The sequence below is a fragment of the Streptomyces sp. NPDC048361 genome (assembly GCF_040651795.1).
GTDB lineage: Bacteria > Actinomycetota > Actinomycetes > Streptomycetales > Streptomycetaceae > Streptomyces.
Map to the genome: position 1 here is coordinate 87,334 of NZ_JBEZKW010000011.1, position 20,018 is coordinate 107,351.

At 67.7% G+C, this 20,018-nt stretch carries 12 protein-coding genes and 1 pseudogene; 6 read left to right on the forward strand and 7 right to left on the reverse strand.

Annotated elements, in window-relative coordinates; genetic code table 11:
* Positions 1-436 precede the first annotated feature (436 nt).
* The 4 genes and pseudogenes from AB0D31_RS08865 to AB0D31_RS08880 all read right to left on the reverse strand — a co-directional run.
* Positions 437-1,033 (reverse strand): annotated as a pseudogene (locus AB0D31_RS08865) (ubiquinol-cytochrome c reductase cytochrome b subunit); the annotation flags it as partial.
* A gap of 48 nt (positions 1,034-1,081) precedes the next feature.
* The gene (locus AB0D31_RS08870; RefSeq protein WP_362719040.1) at positions 1,082-1,357 is read right to left on the reverse strand and encodes a DUF6355 family natural product biosynthesis protein; all 276 of its coding nucleotides are present in this window, start codon (positions 1,355-1,357) and stop codon (positions 1,082-1,084) included.
* A 426-nt stretch (positions 1,358-1,783) separates the two neighbouring features.
* Complete coding sequence (locus tag AB0D31_RS08875; RefSeq protein WP_362719042.1) at positions 1,784-3,310, reverse strand: UDP-N-acetylglucosamine 1-carboxyvinyltransferase; 1,527 nt, start codon at positions 3,308-3,310, stop codon at positions 1,784-1,786.
* A 362-nt stretch (positions 3,311-3,672) separates the two neighbouring features.
* Complete coding sequence (locus AB0D31_RS08880) at positions 3,673-3,885, reverse strand: hypothetical protein (protein WP_362719044.1); 213 nt, start codon at positions 3,883-3,885, stop codon at positions 3,673-3,675.
* A gap of 500 nt (positions 3,886-4,385) precedes the next feature.
* On the opposite strand from AB0D31_RS08880, the gene acnA reads away from it, so the two are divergent.
* A complete protein-coding gene (gene acnA / locus AB0D31_RS08885) occupies positions 4,386-7,100 on the forward strand; it encodes an aconitate hydratase AcnA (RefSeq protein WP_362719047.1) in 2,715 nt (904 codons plus the stop codon).
* Between the two features lie 170 nt (positions 7,101-7,270).
* On the opposite strand, the gene AB0D31_RS08890 is transcribed toward acnA, so the two are convergent.
* The 3 genes from AB0D31_RS08890 to AB0D31_RS08900 form a co-directional block, all read right to left on the reverse strand.
* Positions 7,271-8,212, reverse strand: a complete 942-nt coding sequence (locus tag AB0D31_RS08890) for a VCBS repeat-containing protein (RefSeq protein WP_362719049.1) — start codon at positions 8,210-8,212, stop codon at positions 7,271-7,273.
* A 274-nt stretch (positions 8,213-8,486) separates the two neighbouring features.
* The gene (locus AB0D31_RS08895) at positions 8,487-9,422 is read right to left on the reverse strand and encodes a VCBS repeat-containing protein (protein WP_362719051.1); all 936 of its coding nucleotides are present in this window, start codon (positions 9,420-9,422) and stop codon (positions 8,487-8,489) included.
* A 161-nt stretch (positions 9,423-9,583) separates the two neighbouring features.
* Positions 9,584-13,408, reverse strand: coding sequence for a GH92 family glycosyl hydrolase (locus AB0D31_RS08900; RefSeq protein WP_362719054.1), 3,825 nt, complete (start codon positions 13,406-13,408; stop codon positions 9,584-9,586).
* 485 nt (positions 13,409-13,893) lie between these two features.
* On the opposite strand from AB0D31_RS08900, the gene ngcE reads away from it, so the two are divergent.
* From ngcE to AB0D31_RS08925, 5 genes are all read left to right on the forward strand, one after another.
* A complete protein-coding gene (gene ngcE, locus AB0D31_RS08905; protein WP_362719057.1) occupies positions 13,894-15,318 on the forward strand; it encodes an N-acetylglucosamine/diacetylchitobiose ABC transporter substrate-binding protein in 1,425 nt (474 codons plus the stop codon).
* Positions 15,319-15,363: 45 nt separating this feature from the next.
* Positions 15,364-16,290, forward strand: a complete 927-nt coding sequence (locus tag AB0D31_RS08910; protein WP_362719059.1) for a sugar ABC transporter permease — start codon at positions 15,364-15,366, stop codon at positions 16,288-16,290.
* Positions 16,291-16,300: 10 nt separating this feature from the next.
* Complete coding sequence (locus AB0D31_RS08915; protein WP_362719061.1) at positions 16,301-17,212, forward strand: carbohydrate ABC transporter permease; 912 nt, start codon at positions 16,301-16,303, stop codon at positions 17,210-17,212.
* Positions 17,213-17,472: 260 nt separating this feature from the next.
* Positions 17,473-18,672, forward strand: a complete 1,200-nt coding sequence (locus tag AB0D31_RS08920) for an ROK family transcriptional regulator (protein WP_362719064.1) — start codon at positions 17,473-17,475, stop codon at positions 18,670-18,672.
* A 133-nt stretch (positions 18,673-18,805) separates the two neighbouring features.
* Positions 18,806-19,909 carry a sugar ABC transporter substrate-binding protein gene (locus AB0D31_RS08925; protein WP_362719159.1) on the forward strand — a complete coding sequence of 368 codons (1,104 nt, stop codon included), beginning with the start codon at positions 18,806-18,808 and terminating at the stop codon, positions 19,907-19,909.
* Positions 19,910-20,018 lie beyond the last annotated feature (109 nt).

Sequence of the window (20,018 nt, forward strand, 5' to 3'; positions counted from 1 at the left end):
ATGAATCCACCGACCGCTCGATTCGGTTCGGCGCGCAACTATCGCCCGCGCAAGAGGCCTGGTCAAGGTGGATTCGCGTGGCCTCGCCGCCGCTGCGCGAGGCCGCCCGGCTGGGGCGCCGCCATGGCGTAGGCCTCCGCGGACAGGCCCCAGCCGCCCAGGGAGCGGCGGCGCTTCGGCGAGCCCGAACTCGTCAGACGAGCTCGGTGGGGCCTCCCATGCCCCTGTCCCGGAGCGGTGCGAAGCTGCTTCGAGGAGGAGGCGCCGTGACGGAACCGGACAAGGACGAAGCCGGAGGGGCGCGCCCCTCCGTGCCTGCGCCCGGCGGCATCCCGCGCTCCGCCGAGCGGCCGCCGGCTGTCACGGCTGCCCGTGGTACGCCGAGGTTACGCAGGTCGTCTTCGGCGCCCCGGGCTCGACCACGTGTGGTGTTCGATCAGTGGTGATCGCTGGTGACGTGCTTCCTGTACTGCTCAGGAGTGGTCTTGGTGATCTGGGACTCGTCACCGAAGTAGAGCTCGACGAACTCGCCGTGCGACAGGCGCTTGATGCGGCCGGTCTCCCGGCCGTGCTCCACTTTTTCCTTGTCGCGGCGCTGGAGCCCGAGGCAGACCCTTTTGGCGATGACGAACGTCAGGACCGGTACTACGAAGAAGCCGATCCGGGCGGCCCACGTGATCACGTTGATCGAGAGGTGGACGTGCGTCGCCAGCAAGTCGTTGCCGCCGCCAAGCAGCAGGAGCAGGTATTCGGCGGTCCAGGCAGCACCGAACGCGGTACGTGTCGGATTGTTGCGGGGGCGCTCCGTGATGTGGTGTTCGCGATGGTCGCCGGTGATCCAGGCCTCAAGGAACGGATACAGCCACAGCGTCAGAAGGATGGTCGGGAAGATGATCAGCGGGATGAACACGCCGAGTTGGAGAGTATGACCCCAGAGGTTGATCTCCCAGCCCGGCATGATGCGGATCAGACCTTCGGAGTAGCCCATGTACCAGTCGGGTTGGGCGTTGGCCGTCACCTGGTCGGGCCGGTAGTCCCGGCCGCCGTTCGACGTGCGCCGCCCGTTAAGGCGCGGGAGCCATCAGCAGAGGTGGCCGGTGTACCAGGCGTTGCGGATTTTCGTCGCCGGGCCGAGGTAGGTCACGCCGGGGGAGACACAGCGGTTCTTGTCCCAGCCCAGGACGACATCGATGTGAATGTCGATGATGCTGCCGTCCGAAGTGCAGTGGTTGTAGTACGAGTTGCCGTAGCTTACGAAGTACCCGCAGTTGGCGGCGTGGGCCGGGGTAGTGGTGGCGAGGGTCGCGCCCCCCAGCAGGGCGAGCGTGGCGAGCGTGGAGGCGATCTTCCGGCGCATCTGCGTCTCCTTCGTGGGGTTCTGCCTCAGATTAAGAGGCGCGCAAACCCCTGTACAGGGCGCCTCGTATGGCCTGTACCTGTGTCGTTTCCCGAAGCAGAGTTATTCGAACGGGTGCCCCCCTGTTCGGTTCACCGCCATTGACAATTACGGCGGTCTGTCCATCGGCCAGGACAGGGCCGAGGCCGGCGACCTGCCCTTCGTGATCCTTCCTCAGCCGCAGACGGGGCACACAAAACCGGCGGAGACGTCCTTGTGGATATCTCCGCCGGTTTTTACGCAGGATCTGTTACTTCGCGGTCTTCACGGAGTGCTTTCCTGGGCGGGGTTGGCCACGGGATACCAGGAGCAGGCGTCTGCGCAGGTCAGAGGACGCGTTGCACACTCAAAGCGAATGATCGCGATTTTCTGGGGATGTCCAGTTCCCTAGATGTCGCGAAAGATCTCGATCTGCGCGCCCACCGAGTTGAGGCGCTCCGCCAGGTCCTCGTAGCCGCGGTTGATGACGTACACGTTCCGCAGCACCGACGTGCCCTCGGCCGCCATCATGGCGAGGAGGACCACCACGGCGGGGCGCAGGGCCGGGGGGCACATCATTTCTGCGGCGCGCCAGCGGGTGGGGCCCTCCACCAGGACGCGGTGCGGGTCGAGGAGTTGGAGACGGCCGCCGAGGCGGTTGAGGTCCGTGAGGTAGATCGCGCGGTTGTCGTAGACCCAGTCGTGGATGAGCGTCTGGCCCTGGGCCGACGCCGCGATCGCCGCGAAGAACGGCACGTTGTCGATGTTGAGGCCGGGGAACGGCATCGGGTGGATCTTGTCGATCGGCGCCTCCAGTTTGGAGGGCCGTACGGTGAGGTCGATCAGGCGGGTGCGCCCGTTGTCGGCGGGGTACTCCTCGGTGCGGTCGTGGTCGAGGCCCATCTCCTCCAGGACCGCGAGCTCGATCTCCAGGAACTCCACCGGGACCCGGCGGATCGTCAGCTCGGACTCGGTGACGACGGCCGCGGCCAGCAGGCTCATCGCCTCGACCGGGTCCTCCGAGGGGGAGTAGTCGACGTCCACGTCGATGTCGGCGATGCCGTGCACGGTCAGCGTCGTGGTGCCGATGCCGTCGACCCGAACGCCCAGCGCCTCCAGGAAGAAGCACAGGTCCTGGACCATGTAGTTGGAGGACGCGTTGCGGATGACCGTGACACCCGCGTTGCGGGCGGCCGCGAGCAGCGCGTTCTCGGTGACGGTGTCGCCGCGTTCGGTCAGGACGATCGGGCGGTCGGGTGCGGTGCGTTCCACCTCGGCGTGGTAGATCCCCTCGGTCGCCGTGATGTCGAGGCCGAACCGGCGCAGGGCGATCATGTGCGGCTCGATGGTGCGGGTGCCGAGGTCGCAGCCGCCGGCGTACGGCAGCCGGAAGCGGTCCTCGCGGTGCAGCAGCGGGCCGAGGAACATGATGATCGAGCGGGTCCTGCGGGCCGCGTCCGCGTCCATCGCGTCGAGGTCGAGCCGGGCCGGCGGCACGATCTCCAGGTCGGTGCCCTCGTTGATCCAACGGGTGCGCACACCAATGGAGTTGAGGACTTCCAGGAGCCGGTAGACCTCTTCGATGCGGGCCACGCGACGCAGCACGGTGCGGCCCTTGTTGAGCAGCGAGCCGCAAAGGAGCGCGACACAGGCGTTCTTGCTCGTCTTGACGTCGATCGAGCCCGACAGGCGGCGGCCGCCCACGACCCGCAGGTGCATGGGGCCGGCGTAGCCGAGCGAGACGATTTCACTGTCGAGCGCTTCCCCGATGCGCGCGATCATCTCAAGGCTGATGTTCTGATTCCCCCGCTCGATGCGGTTCACGGCGCTCTGGCTGGTGCCCAGAGCCTCGGCCAACTGTGTCTGTGTCCAGCCCCGGTGCTGCCGGGCGTCACGGATGAGCTTGCCGATGCGTACGAGGTAGTCGTCTGCCATAGGGGCAGGTTATCTCAGATATGAGATGCCGCTCGCGCCGGGCTGGGCCATCGGGGTGAGGGCCCGTCACCTCCGATCCTGCGCTTTCCCTGCGGGGGCGGCAAATGGAGTGGTCCGTTCGGGATGAGATGTTTTACGGATTTTGGGCGTGTCGTACGTGTCGCACGCGAGGTGTCCGCGTGGCCGGCTCGGAGGCGTGTCGATCCGTCAAGCGGGCGGGCGGGGGGTGCATTCGGGCGGTGCGGGCGGTGCGGCTGGTTCGGCGGGGGTCCGGGTGCGGCCGGGGGCGGCCGGTTCGGCGGAGGGCCGGGTACGGCCGGTGCGGCTGGTTCGGCGGGGGCCCCGGTGCGGCCGGCTGGGCGTTATCGCGACGCCCGCACGGCCTGCTCGATCGCCGCGGCCGCGTCGTCGGCGACTTCGTGACGCGGGGTGTAGCCGCCGGCATCGGTGTCCATCGCCCAGGTGAGGTCGCGGGCGGGCAGCCCGTGCTCGGCGAGGAAGCAGGCGACGGCTGCGCGGAAGGCCGCGTCGCGGTCGACCAGGGTGTTGTCGAGGTCGAGCAGCAGGAGTGGCATGAGCGGCAGTGGATCACGGGGTCGATGCGCGGCTTCCGGCCGCCCTCCCCGGCCGGGTGCGCCCAATCGGGGCCCCGAAAGCGCCCCCGGCGCCCAGCCGTGTGCCTTCGTGCGCGGTGCAGCAGGCGCGCGCGGCCAGGCCGGCCTGGCCGGGCCAGCCTGGCCGGGCCCGCGGGCGCCTCGTGCGCCTTCGCACGCGATGCGGCAGCCGCACACGGCCGACCGCGGGTGAGCGGCGGCGGTCGTATCGAGCCGAGCCGAGCGGCCCCCCTGCGCCGCCAGGGCCCCGCGCGGGAGCGGTACGGCTCGCCCGCGCATGACCTACCCGCGGCCATGTACTAGAGTTATCTCGACATCGAGATATCTACGGGGCACCCCGCGGGCCCATCGCAGCCGACGCTCGGTAAGGGTTACCTAACTTAGCCTTACCTCAGCGGATCGACAACACGTCGTGGCGGCAGGATTGTGGTGGAACGCGCACATCAATGAAGGAGACTGTCGTGTCGGCGAACAGCTTCGACGCCCGCAGCACGCTGCGCGTGGGCGACGAGTCGTACGAGATCTTCAAGCTGGACAAGGTCGAGGGCTCCGCACGCCTCCCTTACAGCCTGAAGGTTCTCCTGGAGAACCTGCTCCGCACCGAGGACGGCGCGAACATCACCGCCGACCACATCCGGTCGCTCGGTACCTGGGACTCGCAGGCCCAGCCCAGCGAGGAGATCCAGTTCACGCCGGCTCGCGTGATCATGCAGGACTTCACCGGTGTGCCCTGTGTCGTGGACCTCGCCACCATGCGTGAGGCCGTCAAGGAGCTCGGCGGCGACCCCGCGAAGGTCAACCCGCTCTCCCCGGCCGAGCTGGTCATCGACCACTCCGTCATCGCCGACAAGTTCGGCACCAAGGACGCGTTCGCGCAGAACGTCGAGCTGGAGTACGGGCGCAACAAGGAGCGCTACCAGTTCCTGCGCTGGGGCCAGACCGCGTTCGACGACTTCAAGGTCGTCCCGCCGGGCACCGGCATCGTCCACCAGGTCAACATCGAGCACCTCGCTCGTACGGTCATGGTCCGCAACGGCCAGGCCTACCCCGACACCCTCGTCGGCACCGACTCGCACACCACGATGGTCAACGGGCTCGGTGTGCTCGGCTGGGGCGTCGGCGGCATCGAGGCCGAGGCCGCGATGCTGGGGCAGCCGGTCTCGATGCTCATTCCGCGCGTCGTCGGCTTCAAGCTGACCGGCGAGCTGAACGCGGGCACCACCGCCACCGACCTCGTCCTCACCATCACCGAGATGCTGCGCAAGCACGGCGTCGTCGGCAAGTTCGTCGAGTTCTACGGCGAGGGTGTCGCGGCCACGAGCCTCGCCAACCGCGCCACCATCGGCAACATGTCGCCGGAGTTCGGCTCCACCGCCGCGATCTTCCCGATCGACGACGAGACGCTGAAGTACCTGCGCCTGACCGGCCGCGACGCCCAGCAGGTCGCGCTCGTCGAGGCGTACGCCAAGGAGCAGGGCCTCTGGCTCGACCCGGCCGCCGAGCCCGACTTCTCCGAGAAGCTGGAGCTCGACCTCTCCACGGTCGTCCCCTCCATCGCCGGCCCCAAGCGCCCGCAGGACCGCATCGTCCTCGCCAACGCCGCCGAGCGCTTCGGCCAGGACGTGCGCAACTACGTAGAGGACGACGACGAGGCGGGCAAGGAGTCCTTCCCGGCCTCCGACGCCCCGGCCACCACCAACGGCGTGCCGAGCCGCCCCACCCCGGTCACCCTCGCCGACGGCACCACCTTCGAGATCGACCACGGCGCGGTCACCGTCGCCGCGATCACCTCGTGCACCAACACCTCGAACCCGTACGTCATGGTCGCCGCGGCCCTCGTCGCGAAGAAGGCCGTGGACAAGGGCCTGACCCGCAAGCCGTGGGTCAAGACCACCCTCGCCCCGGGCTCGAAGGTCGTCACCGACTACTTCGACAAGGCCGGCCTCACCCCGTACCTCGACAAGATGGGCTTCAACCTCGTCGGGTACGGCTGCACCACCTGCATCGGCAACTCCGGTCCGCTGGACGAGGAGATCTCGAAGGCGATCAACGAGCACGACCTCGCGGTCACCTCGGTGCTCTCCGGCAACCGCAACTTCGAGGGCCGGATCAACCCCGACGTCAAGATGAACTACCTGGCGTCGCCGCCGCTGGTCGTCGCGTACGCCATCGCCGGTTCGATGAAGGTCGACATCACGACCGAGGCGATCGGCAACGACACCGAGGGCAATCCGGTCTACCTCAAGGACATCTGGCCCACCGAGGCCGAGGTCAACGACGTCGTGGCCAACGCCATCGGCGAGGACATGTTCAACAAGTCCTACCAGGACGTCTTCGCGGGTGACGCGCAGTGGCAGTCGCTGTCCATCCCGACCGGCAACACCTTCGAGTGGGACGCCGAGTCGACGTACGTCCGTAAGCCCCCTTACTTCGAGGGCATGACGATGGAGACCACCCCGGTCTCCGACATCTCCGGCGCCCGCGTCCTCGCGAAGCTGGGCGACTCGGTCACCACCGACCACATCTCCCCGGCCGGTGCGATCAAGGCCGACACCCCGGCCGGCAAGTACCTCACGGAGCACGGCGTCGAGCGCCGTGACTTCAACTCCTACGGCTCGCGCCGTGGCAACCACGAGGTCATGATCCGCGGCACCTTCGCCAACATCCGCCTGCGCAACCAGATCGCGCCGGGCACCGAGGGCGGCTTCACCCGCGACTTCACCGTCGAGGGCGGCCCGGTCTCCTTCATCTACGACGCCTCCCAGAACTACCAGGCCGCCGGCGTCCCGCTGGTCATCCTGGCGGGCAAGGAGTACGGCTCGGGCTCGTCTCGCGACTGGGCAGCCAAGGGCACCGCGCTCCTCGGCGTCAAGGCCGTCATCGCCGAGTCGTACGAGCGCATCCACCGCTCGAACCTCATCGGCATGGGCGTCCTGCCGCTCCAGTTCCCCGAGGGCGCCACCGCCTCCTCGCTCGGCCTGACCGGCGAGGAGACCTTCTCCTTCACCGGTGTCGAGGAGCTGAACAACGGCTCGACCCCGCGCACCGTGAAGGTCACCACTGACACGGGCGTGGAGTTCGACGCGGTCGTCCGCATCGACACCCCCGGTGAGGCTGACTACTACCGCAACGGCGGCATCATGCAGTACGTGCTGCGCAGCCTGATCCGCAAGTAGGGCCAGGCAGGTCCGGCTGACTGGTAGTCAGTCAGTCAGCCGAGCCGGTCAGTCAGTCAGGAACAGAACGACGGCAGGGCCGCACCCCCCGGGTTGGGGAGTGCGGCCCTGCCGCATGTACGCCGAAGCGCCAGAGCATCACGACGCCATGGCGTCAGGAAGCCTCGGCGTCAGGACGTCATCAGGCGGTAGATGTTGTAGCTGGTGCCGATCTGGACGCGGGGCTGGAAGGGGGATGCGGCGTTGCCGGTTCCCTTGTAGAGCCACAGAACGCCGTTGGTGTCGCGGGCGATGAGGTCGGTCTTGCCGTCGAGGTCGACGTCGCCGGTGGAGACGAGGGTGTTGAACATGTTCCAGCCGGCACCGATCTTGGTGCGGGATGCGAAGGGTGCCGTGGCGTTGCCGGTGCCCTTGTAGAACCACAGCACGCCGGCAGTGTCGCGGGCGACGATGTCGGCCTTGCCGTCGCCGTCGAGGTCGCCCTTGCCGGCGATCTGGGTGTAGGCGTCCCAGCCCGCGCCGACCTTGATGCGGCTGGTCACGGTGCCGTCGCCGTAGCCGAGGTACAGCCAGAGCACGCCCGCGCTGTCACGCGCGATGATGTCGTACCCCTGGGCGCCGCCGAGGTTGCCGGGGGACAGCTCCTTGTTGTAGATCCCCCAGCCCCCGCCGATCACCTTGGCGGGGGCGTTCTCGTCGGCGAAGTAGATCAGCGTTCCGTCGTTGGCCCACTGCCATTCGCCGTCGAGGTTGCCGTCGCCGTTGTTGTCGACGAACGCGTCGTTGACGAGGTAGGGCATGGAGCCCGCGTACACACGACTCCCCAGGCCGCCGGTCCCGTTGGGACCGTACGCCCAGGCGCCCCCGGCGTTGTCGACGCCGAGCAGCGGGAAGACCGGGTTGGAGGCGTTCGCCGCCGCGGCCGTGGCGGCGAGGCTCTTGGCGTGCGGGGCCTGAGAGGCGCGCGACGGCGCCTTCGGCAGGGAGTGAGCCGCAGAGACGCCGTCGGCCGACGCCGTGCCGGCGCCCGCGGTGACCAGCGCCGCGGCTATCGCCGCCACGCCGAAGCGGGAGAGCGCCTTGCCGCGCTTGAGGCCCTTGAGTTTGGCCACGAAAATGCTCCTTCAATGGATCGCATCAACCATGGATGCGGTACGCCCCGAAAGCCGCACCGCACCGCCTTGATCGTTGCACAGCATCTTCACTAGTCAACGGGTTTAAGGTGCAAGGAAATTGGATGTTTAACACGTTGCATGAGGGGCCGGAGCGGCGGTTCGGGCTCCGCGACCGTGGTAGTCACCCCCGCCCGGCCTGACGACGGCAGGGCCGCACTCCCGGGTGGGGGTGCGGCCCTGCCGTCTGTGGGTGTGCGGGTGCGCCGATGCGTCAGGACGTCATCAGACGGTAGATGTTGTAGCTCGTGCCGATCTGTACGCGGGGCTGGTAGGGGGCCGCGGCGTTGCCGGTTCCCTTGTAGAGCCACAGGCCGCCGTTGGTGTCCCGGGCGAGCAGGTCGGTCTTTCCGTCCAGGTCCACATCGCCGGTGGAGACGAGGGTGTTGAACATGTTCCACCCGGCGCCGATCTTCGTACGGGGCGCGAAGGGCGCGTTGTAGTTGCCCGTTCCCTTGTAGAACCAGAGCACGCCCGCCGTGTCGCGGGCGACGATGTCGGCCTTGCCGTCGCCGTCGAGGTCGCCCTTGCCGGCGATCTGGGTGTAGGCGTCCCAGCCGGCGCCGACCTTGGTGCGGCTGGTCACGGTGCCGTCGCCGTAGCCGAGGTAGATCCACAGGACGCCCGCGCTGTCCCGCGCGATGATGTCGTACCCCTGGGCGCCGCCGAGGTTGCCCGGGGAGAGCTCCGTGTCGTAGATGTTCCAGCCGCCGCCGATCAGCTGGTCCGGGGTGTTGTAGTCGACGAGGTAGTGCAGCGTCCCGTCGTTGTTCCACTGCCATTCGCCGTCGAGGTAGCCGTCCGCGTTGTTGTCGACGAACGCGTCGTTGCGTACGTTCGGCAGGCTGCCCTCCTCCACCCGGGCCGTCAGACCGCCGTTGCCGTCGGGCCCGTACGCCCACTCGTCCCCGGTGTTGTCGAAGCCGAGGAGCGGGAAGACCGGGCTCGCGGCGGGGGCCGGATCGGCCGCGACCGCGAGGCTCCTGGCGTGCGGGACGGTGAGTGCCGGCATGTTCGGCAGCGGGTGGGCCGGGGCGGAGCCGTCGGCCGACGCCGCGCCGGCGCCCGCGGCGACCAGGGCGGTGGCTATCGCGGCCGCGGCGAAGCGGGAGAGTGCCCTGCCACTCGTACGGACCTTGAGGTGGGCCACGTAGTGCTCCTTCGGTGAAAAGCGCATCACGGTTGAATGCGGTACGACCCATGAGTCGTACCGCACCACCGCCTGCACCGCACGGCATCTTCACAACTCAACCGCTTTGGGACACAAGGGAGATGAGGTGTGCGAACGCGGTGCGAACGCCGTGCGACGGGTCAGGACAGCAGTTCGACCTCCGCGAGCGTCGCCGCGCCGCCCCCGCTCACCAACCGGTAGTGCGGGTACGCGCCGGGGGAGCGGACCGAGAAGACCCGGGTCTGGCGGTCCCAGCCGAACGACTCGCCCGACCGCCGGTCGACGTCCTTCCACGTCGAGCCGTCGGCGGATGCCTGCAGCGTCCAGGAGGCCGGTGCCTTGGCGCGGTCCGCCGAGGTGAGCGTGTACTGGAGCGCCCGCGTCGGCCCCGCCACCGGCAGCTCCACCGAGGTCACCTCACCTGATGTGGACGATGAGTTGTCGAACAGCGGGCCGGAGCCGGTGATCGCGTCGCCTGGCGGCGTGGGCACCTTGTCGTCCTGGGTGACGGAGACCGGAGCCGCGTTCTTGCCGGTGCCCCACGCCGAGGGCTTCGGGCCCATCGTGAAGTCGAGCGTGCCGCCGCGCGCCAGTAGGTCGTGCGGGAGCGCCGTGGACTTCCACGCCTTCCCGTTCACCTTCAGGGACTGCACATACACGTTGGACGTGCTGTTCTTCGGCGCCTTCACGACCAGGTCGCGGCCGTTCTCCAGATGCACGGTCGCCTTGGTGAACAGGGGCGAGCCGATCGCGTACTCACCGCTGCCCATCACCAGCGGGTAGAAGCCGAGCGCGGAGAACACATACCAGGCCGACTGCTCGCCGTTGTCCTCGTCGCCGTGATAACCCTGCCCGATCTCACTGCCGTTGTAGAGGCGCCGCAACACCTCGCGGATCTTCTCCTGCGCCTTGTAGGGCTGTCCCGCCGCGTCGTACATGTACGTGACGTGGTGCGCGACCTGGTTGGAGTGGCCGTACTGGCCCATCCGCACGTCCCGCGCCTCGGTCATCTCGTGGATGACGCCGCCGTAGGAGCCGGCCAGCTCGGGCGAGGCGGTCTCCGGCGTCGAGAAGTAGGTGTCGAGCTTCTTGGCGAGACCGTCCTGGCCACCGTAGAGGTTGGCCAGACCCCGGGAGTCCTGCGGGGCGGTGAAGGCGTAACCCCAGCCGTCGGTCTCGGTGTAGTCGTAACCCCATACGCGGGGGTCGTAACTGGCGCTGCCCAGACGCCACTTGCCGTTCGCGTCCTTGCCCTGGAAGAACCCGGCCTTGGCGTCGAAGAGCTTGACGTAGTTCTGGGCGCGGCCCATGAAGTACGCCGACTCCTCCTTGTAGCGGGGCTTCTGGGTCTTCTCGTACAGCGCCTGGCCCATCTTCGCCAGGCCGTAGTCGTTGACGTACCCCTCCATCGACCAGGACAGGCCTTCCGGTGTGGAGGTCGGGGCGTAGCCCAGGAAGGGGGAGGTGTCCATGCCCTTGCGGCCCACGCCCGAGGAGGGCGGCGCCACCGTGGCGTTCTTCAGGGCCGCCTCATAGGCGGCCTCCGCGTCGAACTTCACGCCCTTCACATAGGCGTCGGCGAAGGCCACGTCCGAGCTGGTGCCGGTCATGAGGTCCGCGTAACCGGGCGAGGACCAGCGGGAGATCCAGCCGCCGTCCTTGTACTGCTGCACGAAGCCGTCGACCATCTCGCCGGCCTTCTTGGGAGTGAGCAGCGAGTAGGCCGGCCACGTCGTGCGGTAGGTGTCCCAGAACCCGTTGTTGACGTACACGGAGCCGTCGACGACCTTCGACCCGGTGTGGGTCGGGGTGTCCTCGCCGGTCTTCGGTACGAACGGGCTGGCGTACTGGAGCTTCGAACCGGCCTTCTCCGAACCGGAGTTGGGGTAGAGGTAGAGGCGGTAGAGCGAGGAGTAGAGGGTGGTCAGCTCGTCGTGCGAGGCGCCCTCGACCTCGATGCGGCCGAGGATCGTGTCCCAGGCCTGCCGTGCCCGGTCCTTGACCGTGTCGAAGCGGGCCTTCGCGGGGATCTCGGCGGCGAGGTTCGCCTTCGCCTGGTCCACGCTGATGAGGGAGGTTGCCAGGCGCAGGGTGACGGTGCGGTCCTTGCCCGGCTTGAAGCGCGCGTAGCCGGTGACGTCGGCGCCCCCGCCGCCGGGCAGCTTGCCGCTCGCGGTGACGGGCGCGTCGAAGACGCCGTACACGAAGAGCCGTCCGGCCCCGGCCGACAGGCCGCTCTTCACATCCGAGTAGCCGGTGAAGGAGGAGGTCGCCGGGTCCAGGGTGAGGCCGCCCTGGTTGGTGACGTTGTCGAGGACGATGCTCGCGTCGTCACCGGGATAGGTGAACCGCATCATCGCCGCGTGGTCGGTGGGCGTGATCTCGGTCTTGAGGCCGTTCTCGAAGGTGACGCCGTAGTAGTACGGCTTGGCGGTCTCGTTCTCGTGCCGGAAGGGCAGCGCGCGGGCGGTCCGGGAGGCGTCGGGGGTGCCGGCCGCCGCCGACGGCATGACCTGGAAGGTCTGCCGGTCACCCATCCAGGGGCTCGGCTCGTGGCTGGCGCTGAACGCCTGGAGCGTGGGCAGGTTGTCGGCGTTGTTGCGCCGGGCGTAGTCGTACAGCCAGTCCTGCGAGCCCGCGTTGGTGACCGGCGTCCAGAAGTTGAAGCCGTTGGGGACCGCCGTCGCGGGGAAGTTGTTGCCGCGCGAGAAGGAGCCGCTGGAGTTGGTGCCGCGGGTGGTCAGCGCGTAGTCCGAGAGGTGGGCGAGCGGCTTCTCGGTCTTCTTCGGCGCGATGGAGAGGTCGTCGAGCCAGCCCTGGAACTTGGCGGGGCCCTTGGGGGAGTCGTACGCCACCAGGATCCGGTCGACCGTCTTGCCGGCGGCGACGGCGCCGATCACCGAGGACACCTGGTTCCACTGGTTGACGTAGAGCGTCTTCGCGGTGCCCTGCCCCTGCGGGGAGAGGAGGCCGCCGTGCGCGTCGACGGCCTTCAGGTCACTCAGATAGGTGCCGTCGGTGAAGGCGAGGTCCACGGACACGTTGGTGGCCGGGTAGGTGAGGTCGGTCTCCGTCATCGACGGGAAGATCTTGTAGTCGAGCTCGGTGTCCCGGCCGACGCGCGTGTTCACGTCGAAGACCTTGTTGTACGAGTAGGCGCGGCCGCCGGGCTTGTGGGTACCGGCGTACCGCAGCGCGCGGACACCGGTGAACCCCGCGTTCGCCTTGGCGGTGGGGGAACCGCCGGGCCCGCGGCCGGTGACGGTCAGCATGTCCGGGGGGACGGGGGTGCTGGTATCGCCGTTGGAGAACTGGATATCGGCGAGCTGGGTGATGGGCGCGCCGCCGTTGGCGGTGATCTCCAGGCGGTAGTGGTCGTACGCGGTGGTGTTGGCGACGTCGTACGTCGTGGTCTGGCCGCGGTCCTTGAAGCTCTCGCCGGTGCGGCTGTCCAGGGTCTTCCACTCCTTGCCGTCGAGCGAGCCCTGGAGGGTCCAGTTCTTGGGGTCGCGTTCGGGCGCGTCGTTGGCGGACGTCAATGCATAGGCGACCGTCTTCACCCGTTCGGACAGATCGAATTCGAGCCAAGCTGTCGGCTGGAAGGCCAGCCATTTCGTGCCGGCCTGACCGTCGATGAGGTTCTCCTTCACCTCCCCGCCGTCGGTGTTCTCGGCGCTGGCCCGCACGGCGGTGACCTTGTCGGTCACATTGCCCGGTATGCCGCTGGCGAAGCCGCCGTCGACACCCGACGCCCGCTTGTTCCCGGCACGGTCCGTATCGACGGAATTGGTCCAGTCGGGCTGGGGTTGGCCGGTTTCGAACGAGGTGCTGAAGCGGCCGTCGGCGGGCGGCCGGGCCGTCGCGGACGGCGCGCCGACGGCCGACTGCGCCGTCACTACGAGCAGGAACGAGGCCGCCACGAGGGCGGCCGCCGGTCCTCGGCGGTACCGGGATCTGGGCAGCATGCGGGCCCTTTCCTTCGACGCACGCCGGAGGTGACCGGCGGATGCGAGGTGGACAACGTTGTCAGAGTGAAAACGCAGGATCCAGTAGCGCGGCAAGTGCCAGGCGGTGTCAAGGGCGTTGAGACGGAATGGGTGGCTTGAATCAACGGGGCAATGCAGGCGTCAAGGTGTGTAATGCGCGGCAAAAGGAGCACCCTCATCCGCATTGGTACGTACCAACGGATATATCCGCGAGGTCTCAACTCGGGAAAGACTGACGGCCAACCCTGCTTTCGATCTTGCTCAGTTGACGGGAAGTGGACTATACCTGTCGGCGTCCGGGCAACCCGCTGAACGCGGGCGGGGGGAACCGCGTGCGGGCCGGTCGGCCCGGGACCGGGCAGCCTCCGCGATGGATGTACGTCATCACTCACGCTTCAACTGTTCGCGGGCGCCGGCGGATTCCGCTGCACCGCATGAGTCCTGGAGAAGGCGAGGACTTGAGCATGGGATCCGAGATCAACCGCCGTGACGCACTCAAGCGGGCCATGGCAATCGGTCTGCTGGCAGTGCCGGCGACGTCACTGCTGAGCGCGTGTGCCAGTTCCGACAGCGGTGACACCACCAAGAAGCCCAGCTCGCAGGGGACCAAGTCGGCGGACAACCCGCTGGGTGTCAACAAGGGCACGGCTCTTGAGGCGTTCGTCTTCAAGGGCGGCTTCGGCGACGACTACATCAAGTCCGCCGAGGCCGACTACAACGCCAAGTACGGCATCACGGTCAAGCACACCGGCACGCAGGCCATCGGGCCGAAGCTCCAGCCGCGCTTCGCCGGCAGCACCCCGCCGGACTTCATGGACAACTCCGGCGCCGACAACCTCGACACCGCGGCCCTCGCCAAGACCGGCAAGCTCCAGGACCTCACCCCGCTCCTGGACGCGCCGACCATCGACGACCCCTCGAAGAAGGTCCGCGACGTCCTGATCGCCGGCACCATCGAGCAGGGCCAGTTCGGTTCCCCGGAGATGTACGCGTTCAACTACGCGTTCACGGTCTACGGCACCTTCTATTCCAACAAGCTGTTCAAGGACAAGGGCTGGACGTACCCCCAGACCTTCTCGGACATGCTGGCGCTCTGCAAGAAGATCAAGGCCGCGGGCATCGCGCCCTTCACGTACCCGGGCAAGTACCCGTACTACGTGCTGTTCGACCTGCTGCACCAGATCGGCAAGGTCGGCGGCAAGGAGGCGCTCAACGCGATCGACAACCTCGACGACGGCGCCTTCAAGACCGACGCGGTCAAGGAAGTCGTCTCGTACTACGAGGAGCTCGCCGGGCAGAAGTACTTCCTGCAGGGCTCCGAGGGCATGACGCACATCCAGATGCAGACCGCCTGGACGCAGGGCCGCGCCGCGATGGTGGCCGACGGCTCCTGGGTCGAGAACGAGGCCGCGCCCACCATGCCGAAGGACTTCGACCTCGCGGTCGGCTCCCTCATCGGCTCCGGCCCGGGCGACAAGCTGCCCTTCGGTACCCTGTACGCGGCGGCCGGCGAGCCCTTCATCGTGGCCAAGGACGGCAAGAACCCCACCGGTGGCATGGAACTGCTGCGCATCATGCTCAGCAAGAAGCAGACCACCAACTTCACCAACGCCGTCAAGTCGCTGACCTGTGTTCAGGGCGCCGCCGACGGCCTCACCCTGACACCGGGCCTGACCTCGGCGAACGCCGCGCTGAAGGCGGCAGGCCCCAACGTCCTCAACGCACGGATCCAGGACTGGTACAAGAAGCTGAACAACGAGACCATCGGCAACCTGACCCTGGACCTGCTCACCGGCAAGATCAAGGCCACCGAGTGGATGGACAAGGCCCAGAAGGCCTCGGACGACACCAAGAAGGATTCCTCCGTCCCGAAGTTCAAGCACCTCTGACGAGGCTGCTTAACCCCACTGGCTGAGACGAGAGCGACCGGCGACATGCGACACGGCAAGTACCGGTTCATCATCGGATTCCTGGCAATTCCCCTGGCGCTCTACGGGGTCCTCGTGATCTCGCCGTTCCTCCAGGACTTCCAGATTTCGATGACGAGCTGGAGCGGACTGACCCCCGAGAAGAACTTCATCGGTCTTGACAACTACCAGAAGCTGATCCACAACGACCTCTTCTGGAAGGCGTTGTGGCACAACGTCCTTCTGCTCCTCTGCGTGCCGGTCGTGACGCTGGCCTTCGGTCTCTTCTTCGCCTTCATGCTCAATGTCGGCGGCCGTCGCAGGGGTTCTGCGGGGGTCGCCGGCGTGCGGGGCTCCGGCCTCTACAAGGTGATCTTCTTCTTCCCGCAGGTCCTCTCGATCACGATCATCGCGATCCTGTGGCAGCAGATCTACAACCCCGACACCGAGAACGGGATGCTCAACTCGTTGCTTTCGAGCATCGGTCTGAGCTCGCTCCAGCAGTCCTGGCTCGGCGACTCCAGCATCGCGCTGATCTGCATCATGGTCGTCATGGTGTGGGCCAACGTCGGTTTCTACGTCGTGCTGTTCTCCGCCGGCATGGCCTCCATCCCGGGCGAGATCTACGAGGCGGCGCTCCTGGACGGCGCCTCACGGGTCAAGACGTTCTTCCGGATCACCCTGCCGCTGCTGCGCGACACGGTGGCCACCGCCTGGGTCTACATGGGCATCATCGCCATGGACGCCTTCATCTACGTGCAGCTGATGTCCGTCAACGTCGGCGGCCCCGACGAATCCACCGACGTGGTGCCGCTGCTGCTCTACAAGACGGCGTTCCGGGACAACAGCCAGTACGGAATGGCCGCGGCCATGGGTGTCGCGATGCTGATCGTGACCCTGGTGTTCGCCATTCTCAGCATGCGGCTCTCGCGCCGCGAGCGCATCGAATTCTAGGGATGGCGCGATGACGACCGAAACCCTGAAGGTGGACGGCGAGCAGTCGTCCCGGCCGACGGCCAGCGCCGCCCGCTGGAAGTGGCGCAGCAGCGAGGGCGGCGTGCTCAACGCCTTCTCGCACGTGTTCCTCCTGGTCTGGGCGCTCATGGTGGGCGTGCCCCTGCTGTGGGCCCTGTGGAGCTCGTTCAAGACCTCCGGCGACATCCTCACCCACCCCTGGTCGCTGCCGGGCGAGCTCCACTTCGACAACTGGTCGCGGGCCTGGTCCAAGGCGAACATCGGACGGTACTTCCTCAACACCGCGTTCGTGGTGGGCTTCTCGACCGTCGGCACCATGCTGCTCGGCTCGATGGCGGCCTATGTGCTCGCGCGGTTCGAGTTCCCCGGCAACCGGTTCATCTACTTCCTGTTCGTCGGCGGCATGGCCTTCCCCGTGGTCATGGTGCTCGTCCCGCTCTTCTTCGTCACGAAGAACCTGGGCATCCTCAACACGCTGCCCGGCCTGATCCTGATCTACATCGCGTACTCGCTGCCGTTCACGGTCTTCTTCATGACGGCGTTCTTCCGGACGCTGCCGACCACGGTCGCCGAGGCAGCCCTGATCGACGGGGCCTCGCACACCCGCACCTTCTTCCAGATCATGCTGCCGATGGCCAAGCCCGGCATCATCAGCATCGGCATCTTCAATGTGCTGGGCCAGTGGAACCAGTACCTGCTGCCCCTGGTGCTCAACCAGGGCGACACCAAGAACTGGGTGCTCACCCAGGGTCTCGCGGACCTCGCTGTGCAGCAGGGGTACCAGGGTGACTGGGGCGCGCTCTTCGCGGGCCTGTCCATCGCGATGCTGCCCGTGCTCGCGGTCTACATCGTCTTCCAGAAGCAGGTCCAGGCGGGCCTGACGTCGGGGGCGATCAAGTAGCGCCACCCCCGCACCTCGGGGGCGATCACGTAGCGCCACCCCCGCCGCACCTCCACCTCCCGACCGCCCGTGGGCCCCGCGCCCACGGGCGGTCGCGCGTTCCCGATCCGCTCCGCATCCGCTCAGGTCTTGACGGGAGACCACCCAGAAGGCTGAGCTTAGGGTTCACATGTTGGAGAAAAGAGACGGGGCCTCAATGCTGCGGCTCCGTGCGGGGGCGGCCGTCGTGCCGTCCGCCTACGGCGGGAGTGGATGAGTCGATGGAGACTCCGGGGTCGCAGACGTCACTGCACCGGGCCAACCTTGAGCGGGTCGTACGCGCCGTGCGGATGGCGGGCTCGCTCACCCAGGCCGAGATCGCCAGAACGACCGGCCTGTCCGCGGCCACGGTCTCCAACATCGTGCGGGAACTGAAGGACGGCGGCACCGTCGAGGTCACCCCCACCTCCGCGGGCGGGCGCCGGGCCCGCAGCGTCTCGCTCAGCGGCTCCGCCGGCATCGTGATCGGCGTCGATTTCGGCCATACGCACCTGCGGGTCGCCGTCGGCAACCTGGCCCACCAGGTGCTCGCCGAGGAGGCCGAGCCGCTCGATGTGGACGCCTCGTCCGCGCAGGGCTTCGACCGGGCGGAAGAGCTGGTCAAGCGGCTGATCGCGACCACCGGCATCGGCCAGGACAAGGTGATCGGCGTCGGGCTCGGCGTGCCGGGCCCCATCGACGTGGAGTCCGGCACGCTCGGCTCCACCGCGATCCTGCCGGGCTGGACCGGCATCAACCCCAGCGAGGAGCTCTCCGGGCGCCTCGGCGTACCGGTGTACGTCGACAACGACGCCAACCTGGGCGCGCTCGGCGAGCTGGTGTGGGGCAGCGGGCGCGGGGTGCGGGACCTGGCGTACATCAAGGTCGCGAGCGGCGTGGGCGCCGGCCTGGTCATAGACGGGCAGATCTACCGCGGGCCCGGCGGCACCGCGGGCGAGATCGGGCACATCACCCTGGACGAGTCGGGCCCGGTCTGCCGCTGCGGCAACCGCGGCTGCCTGGAGACCTTCACCGCGGCGCGCTATGTGCTGCCGCTGCTGCAATCCAGCCACGGCGCCGACCTGAGCATGGAGCGCGTAGTCCGGATGGCCCGCGAGGGCGACCCCGGATGCCGCCGTGTCATCGCCGACGTCGGCCGCCACATCGGCAGCGGCGTGGCCAATCTGTGCAACCTCCTGAACCCGAGCCGGGTGGTGCTCGGCGGCGACCTCGCGGAGGCCGGAGAGCTCGTCCTGGGGCCCATCAGGGACTCGGTGTCGCGGTACGCGATCCCCAGCGCCGCGCGGCAGTTGTCGGTCCTTCCCGGGGCTCTGGGCGGACGCGCCGAAGTGCTCGGCGCGCTCGCGCTCGTCCTGAGCGAAATGGGGGATTCGACCCTGTTGGACAGCGCCCTGCCGTCCTCCGCTCCTGTCTTCACTTAGATAACGGATGGCACCGTTGTCATCTCGTTAAGGATTTACTCCTTGACGGTGGGCTTAACGCCGAGTTGACTTCCAGCCACCTCGGCCGCAACGTCGCGGCCTCGTCAGGGAGGTTTCTGAAGTGAACACGAACATGCGTCGTGCCGCTGTTGCCGTTGCCGCCACCGCGATGGCCGTCACACTCGCCGCCTGTGGCAGCGCCAAGCAGTCGGGCGGCGGCACCAAGCCGTCCGACAGCGCCAAGAAGGGCGACGACCTCAAGATCGGTCTGCTGCTCCCGGAGAACCAGACCGCGCGCTACGAGAAGTTCGACAAGCCGCTGATCGAGGCCAAGGTCAAGGAACTGACCAACGGCAAGGGCCAGATCGTCTACGCGAACGCCAAGCAGGACGCGACGACGCAGAACCAGCAGGCCGACACGATGATCACCAACAAGGTGGACGCGCTCATCGTGGACTCGGTCGACTCCAAGGCCATCGCCGGCTCGGTCAAGAAGGCCAAGGACGCCGGCATCCCGGTCGTCGCCTTCGACCGCCTCGCCGAGGGCCCCATCGACTCCTACGTGTCCTTCGACAACGAGGAAGTCGGCCACGTGCAGGGCAAGGCCCTCCTCCAGGCCCTGGGCGACAAGGCCAAGTCCGGCGACATCGTCATGATGAACGGCGCCGTCACCGACCCGAACGCCGCGCTCTTCAAGAAGGGCGCCCACGCCGAGCTCGACGGCAAGGTGAACATCGGGAAGGAGTACGACACCAAGGAGTGGAAGCCCGAGAACGCCAACGCCAACATGGAGGGCGCGCTCTCCGCCCTGGGCAAGGACAAGGTCATCGGCGTCTACTCCGCCAACGACGGCATGGCGGGCGGCATCATCACCGCCCTCAAGGCGGCCGGCCTCTCCAAGCTCCCCCCGGTCACCGGCCAGGACGCCGAGCTCGCGGGCGTGCAGCGGATCCTCTCGGGCGACCAGTACATGAGCGTCTACAAGTCGTACCCGCAGGAGGACGCGATCGCCGCCGAGATGGCGGTCAAGCTCGCCAAGGGCCAGGACCTCGGCTCGCTCGCCCCGAAGAAGCTCGACTCGCCGACCACCAAGGGCGTCCCGTCGAACATCGTCCCGGTCGTCTCGCTGACCAAGGCCAACATCAACGACACGGTCATCAAGGACAAGATCTACACGGTCGCCGAGATCTGCACGGGCACCTTCAAGGCCGCCTGCGACGCGGCGGGCCTCAAGTAGCCTCCCACGCTGTGTCGCGCCAAGTCCCTTGAAACCCAAGGGGCTTGACCGCCTCCAAACCCTCCGGCGCCCCGCGCCCGCCTTTCGCCCCGCTGCGGCGGGGGCGCCG

What these genes read in the sequence shown, in the direction of transcription:
- AB0D31_RS08870 (WP_362719040.1), bottom strand. Translation starts at nt 1,357, where the DNA reads ATGCGCCGGAAGATCGCCTCCACGCTCGCCACGCTCGCCCTGCTGGGG.
- AB0D31_RS08875 (WP_362719042.1), bottom strand. Translation starts at nt 3,310, where the DNA reads ATGGCAGACGACTACCTCGTACGCATCGGCAAGCTCATCCGTGACGCC.
- AB0D31_RS08880 (WP_362719044.1), bottom strand. Translation starts at nt 3,885, where the DNA reads ATGCCACTCCTGCTGCTCGACCTCGACAACACCCTGGTCGACCGCGAC.
- AB0D31_RS08900 (WP_362719054.1), bottom strand. Translation starts at nt 13,408, where the DNA reads ATGCTGCCCAGATCCCGGTACCGCCGAGGACCGGCGGCCGCCCTCGTG.
- ngcE (WP_362719057.1), top strand. Translation starts at nt 13,894, where the DNA reads ATGGGATCCGAGATCAACCGCCGTGACGCACTCAAGCGGGCCATGGCA.
- AB0D31_RS08910 (WP_362719059.1), top strand. Translation starts at nt 15,364, where the DNA reads ATGCGACACGGCAAGTACCGGTTCATCATCGGATTCCTGGCAATTCCC.
- AB0D31_RS08915 (WP_362719061.1), top strand. Translation starts at nt 16,301, where the DNA reads ATGACGACCGAAACCCTGAAGGTGGACGGCGAGCAGTCGTCCCGGCCG.
- AB0D31_RS08920 (WP_362719064.1), top strand. Translation starts at nt 17,473, where the DNA reads ATGGAGACTCCGGGGTCGCAGACGTCACTGCACCGGGCCAACCTTGAG.
- AB0D31_RS08925 (WP_362719159.1), top strand. Translation starts at nt 18,806, where the DNA reads ATGCGTCGTGCCGCTGTTGCCGTTGCCGCCACCGCGATGGCCGTCACA.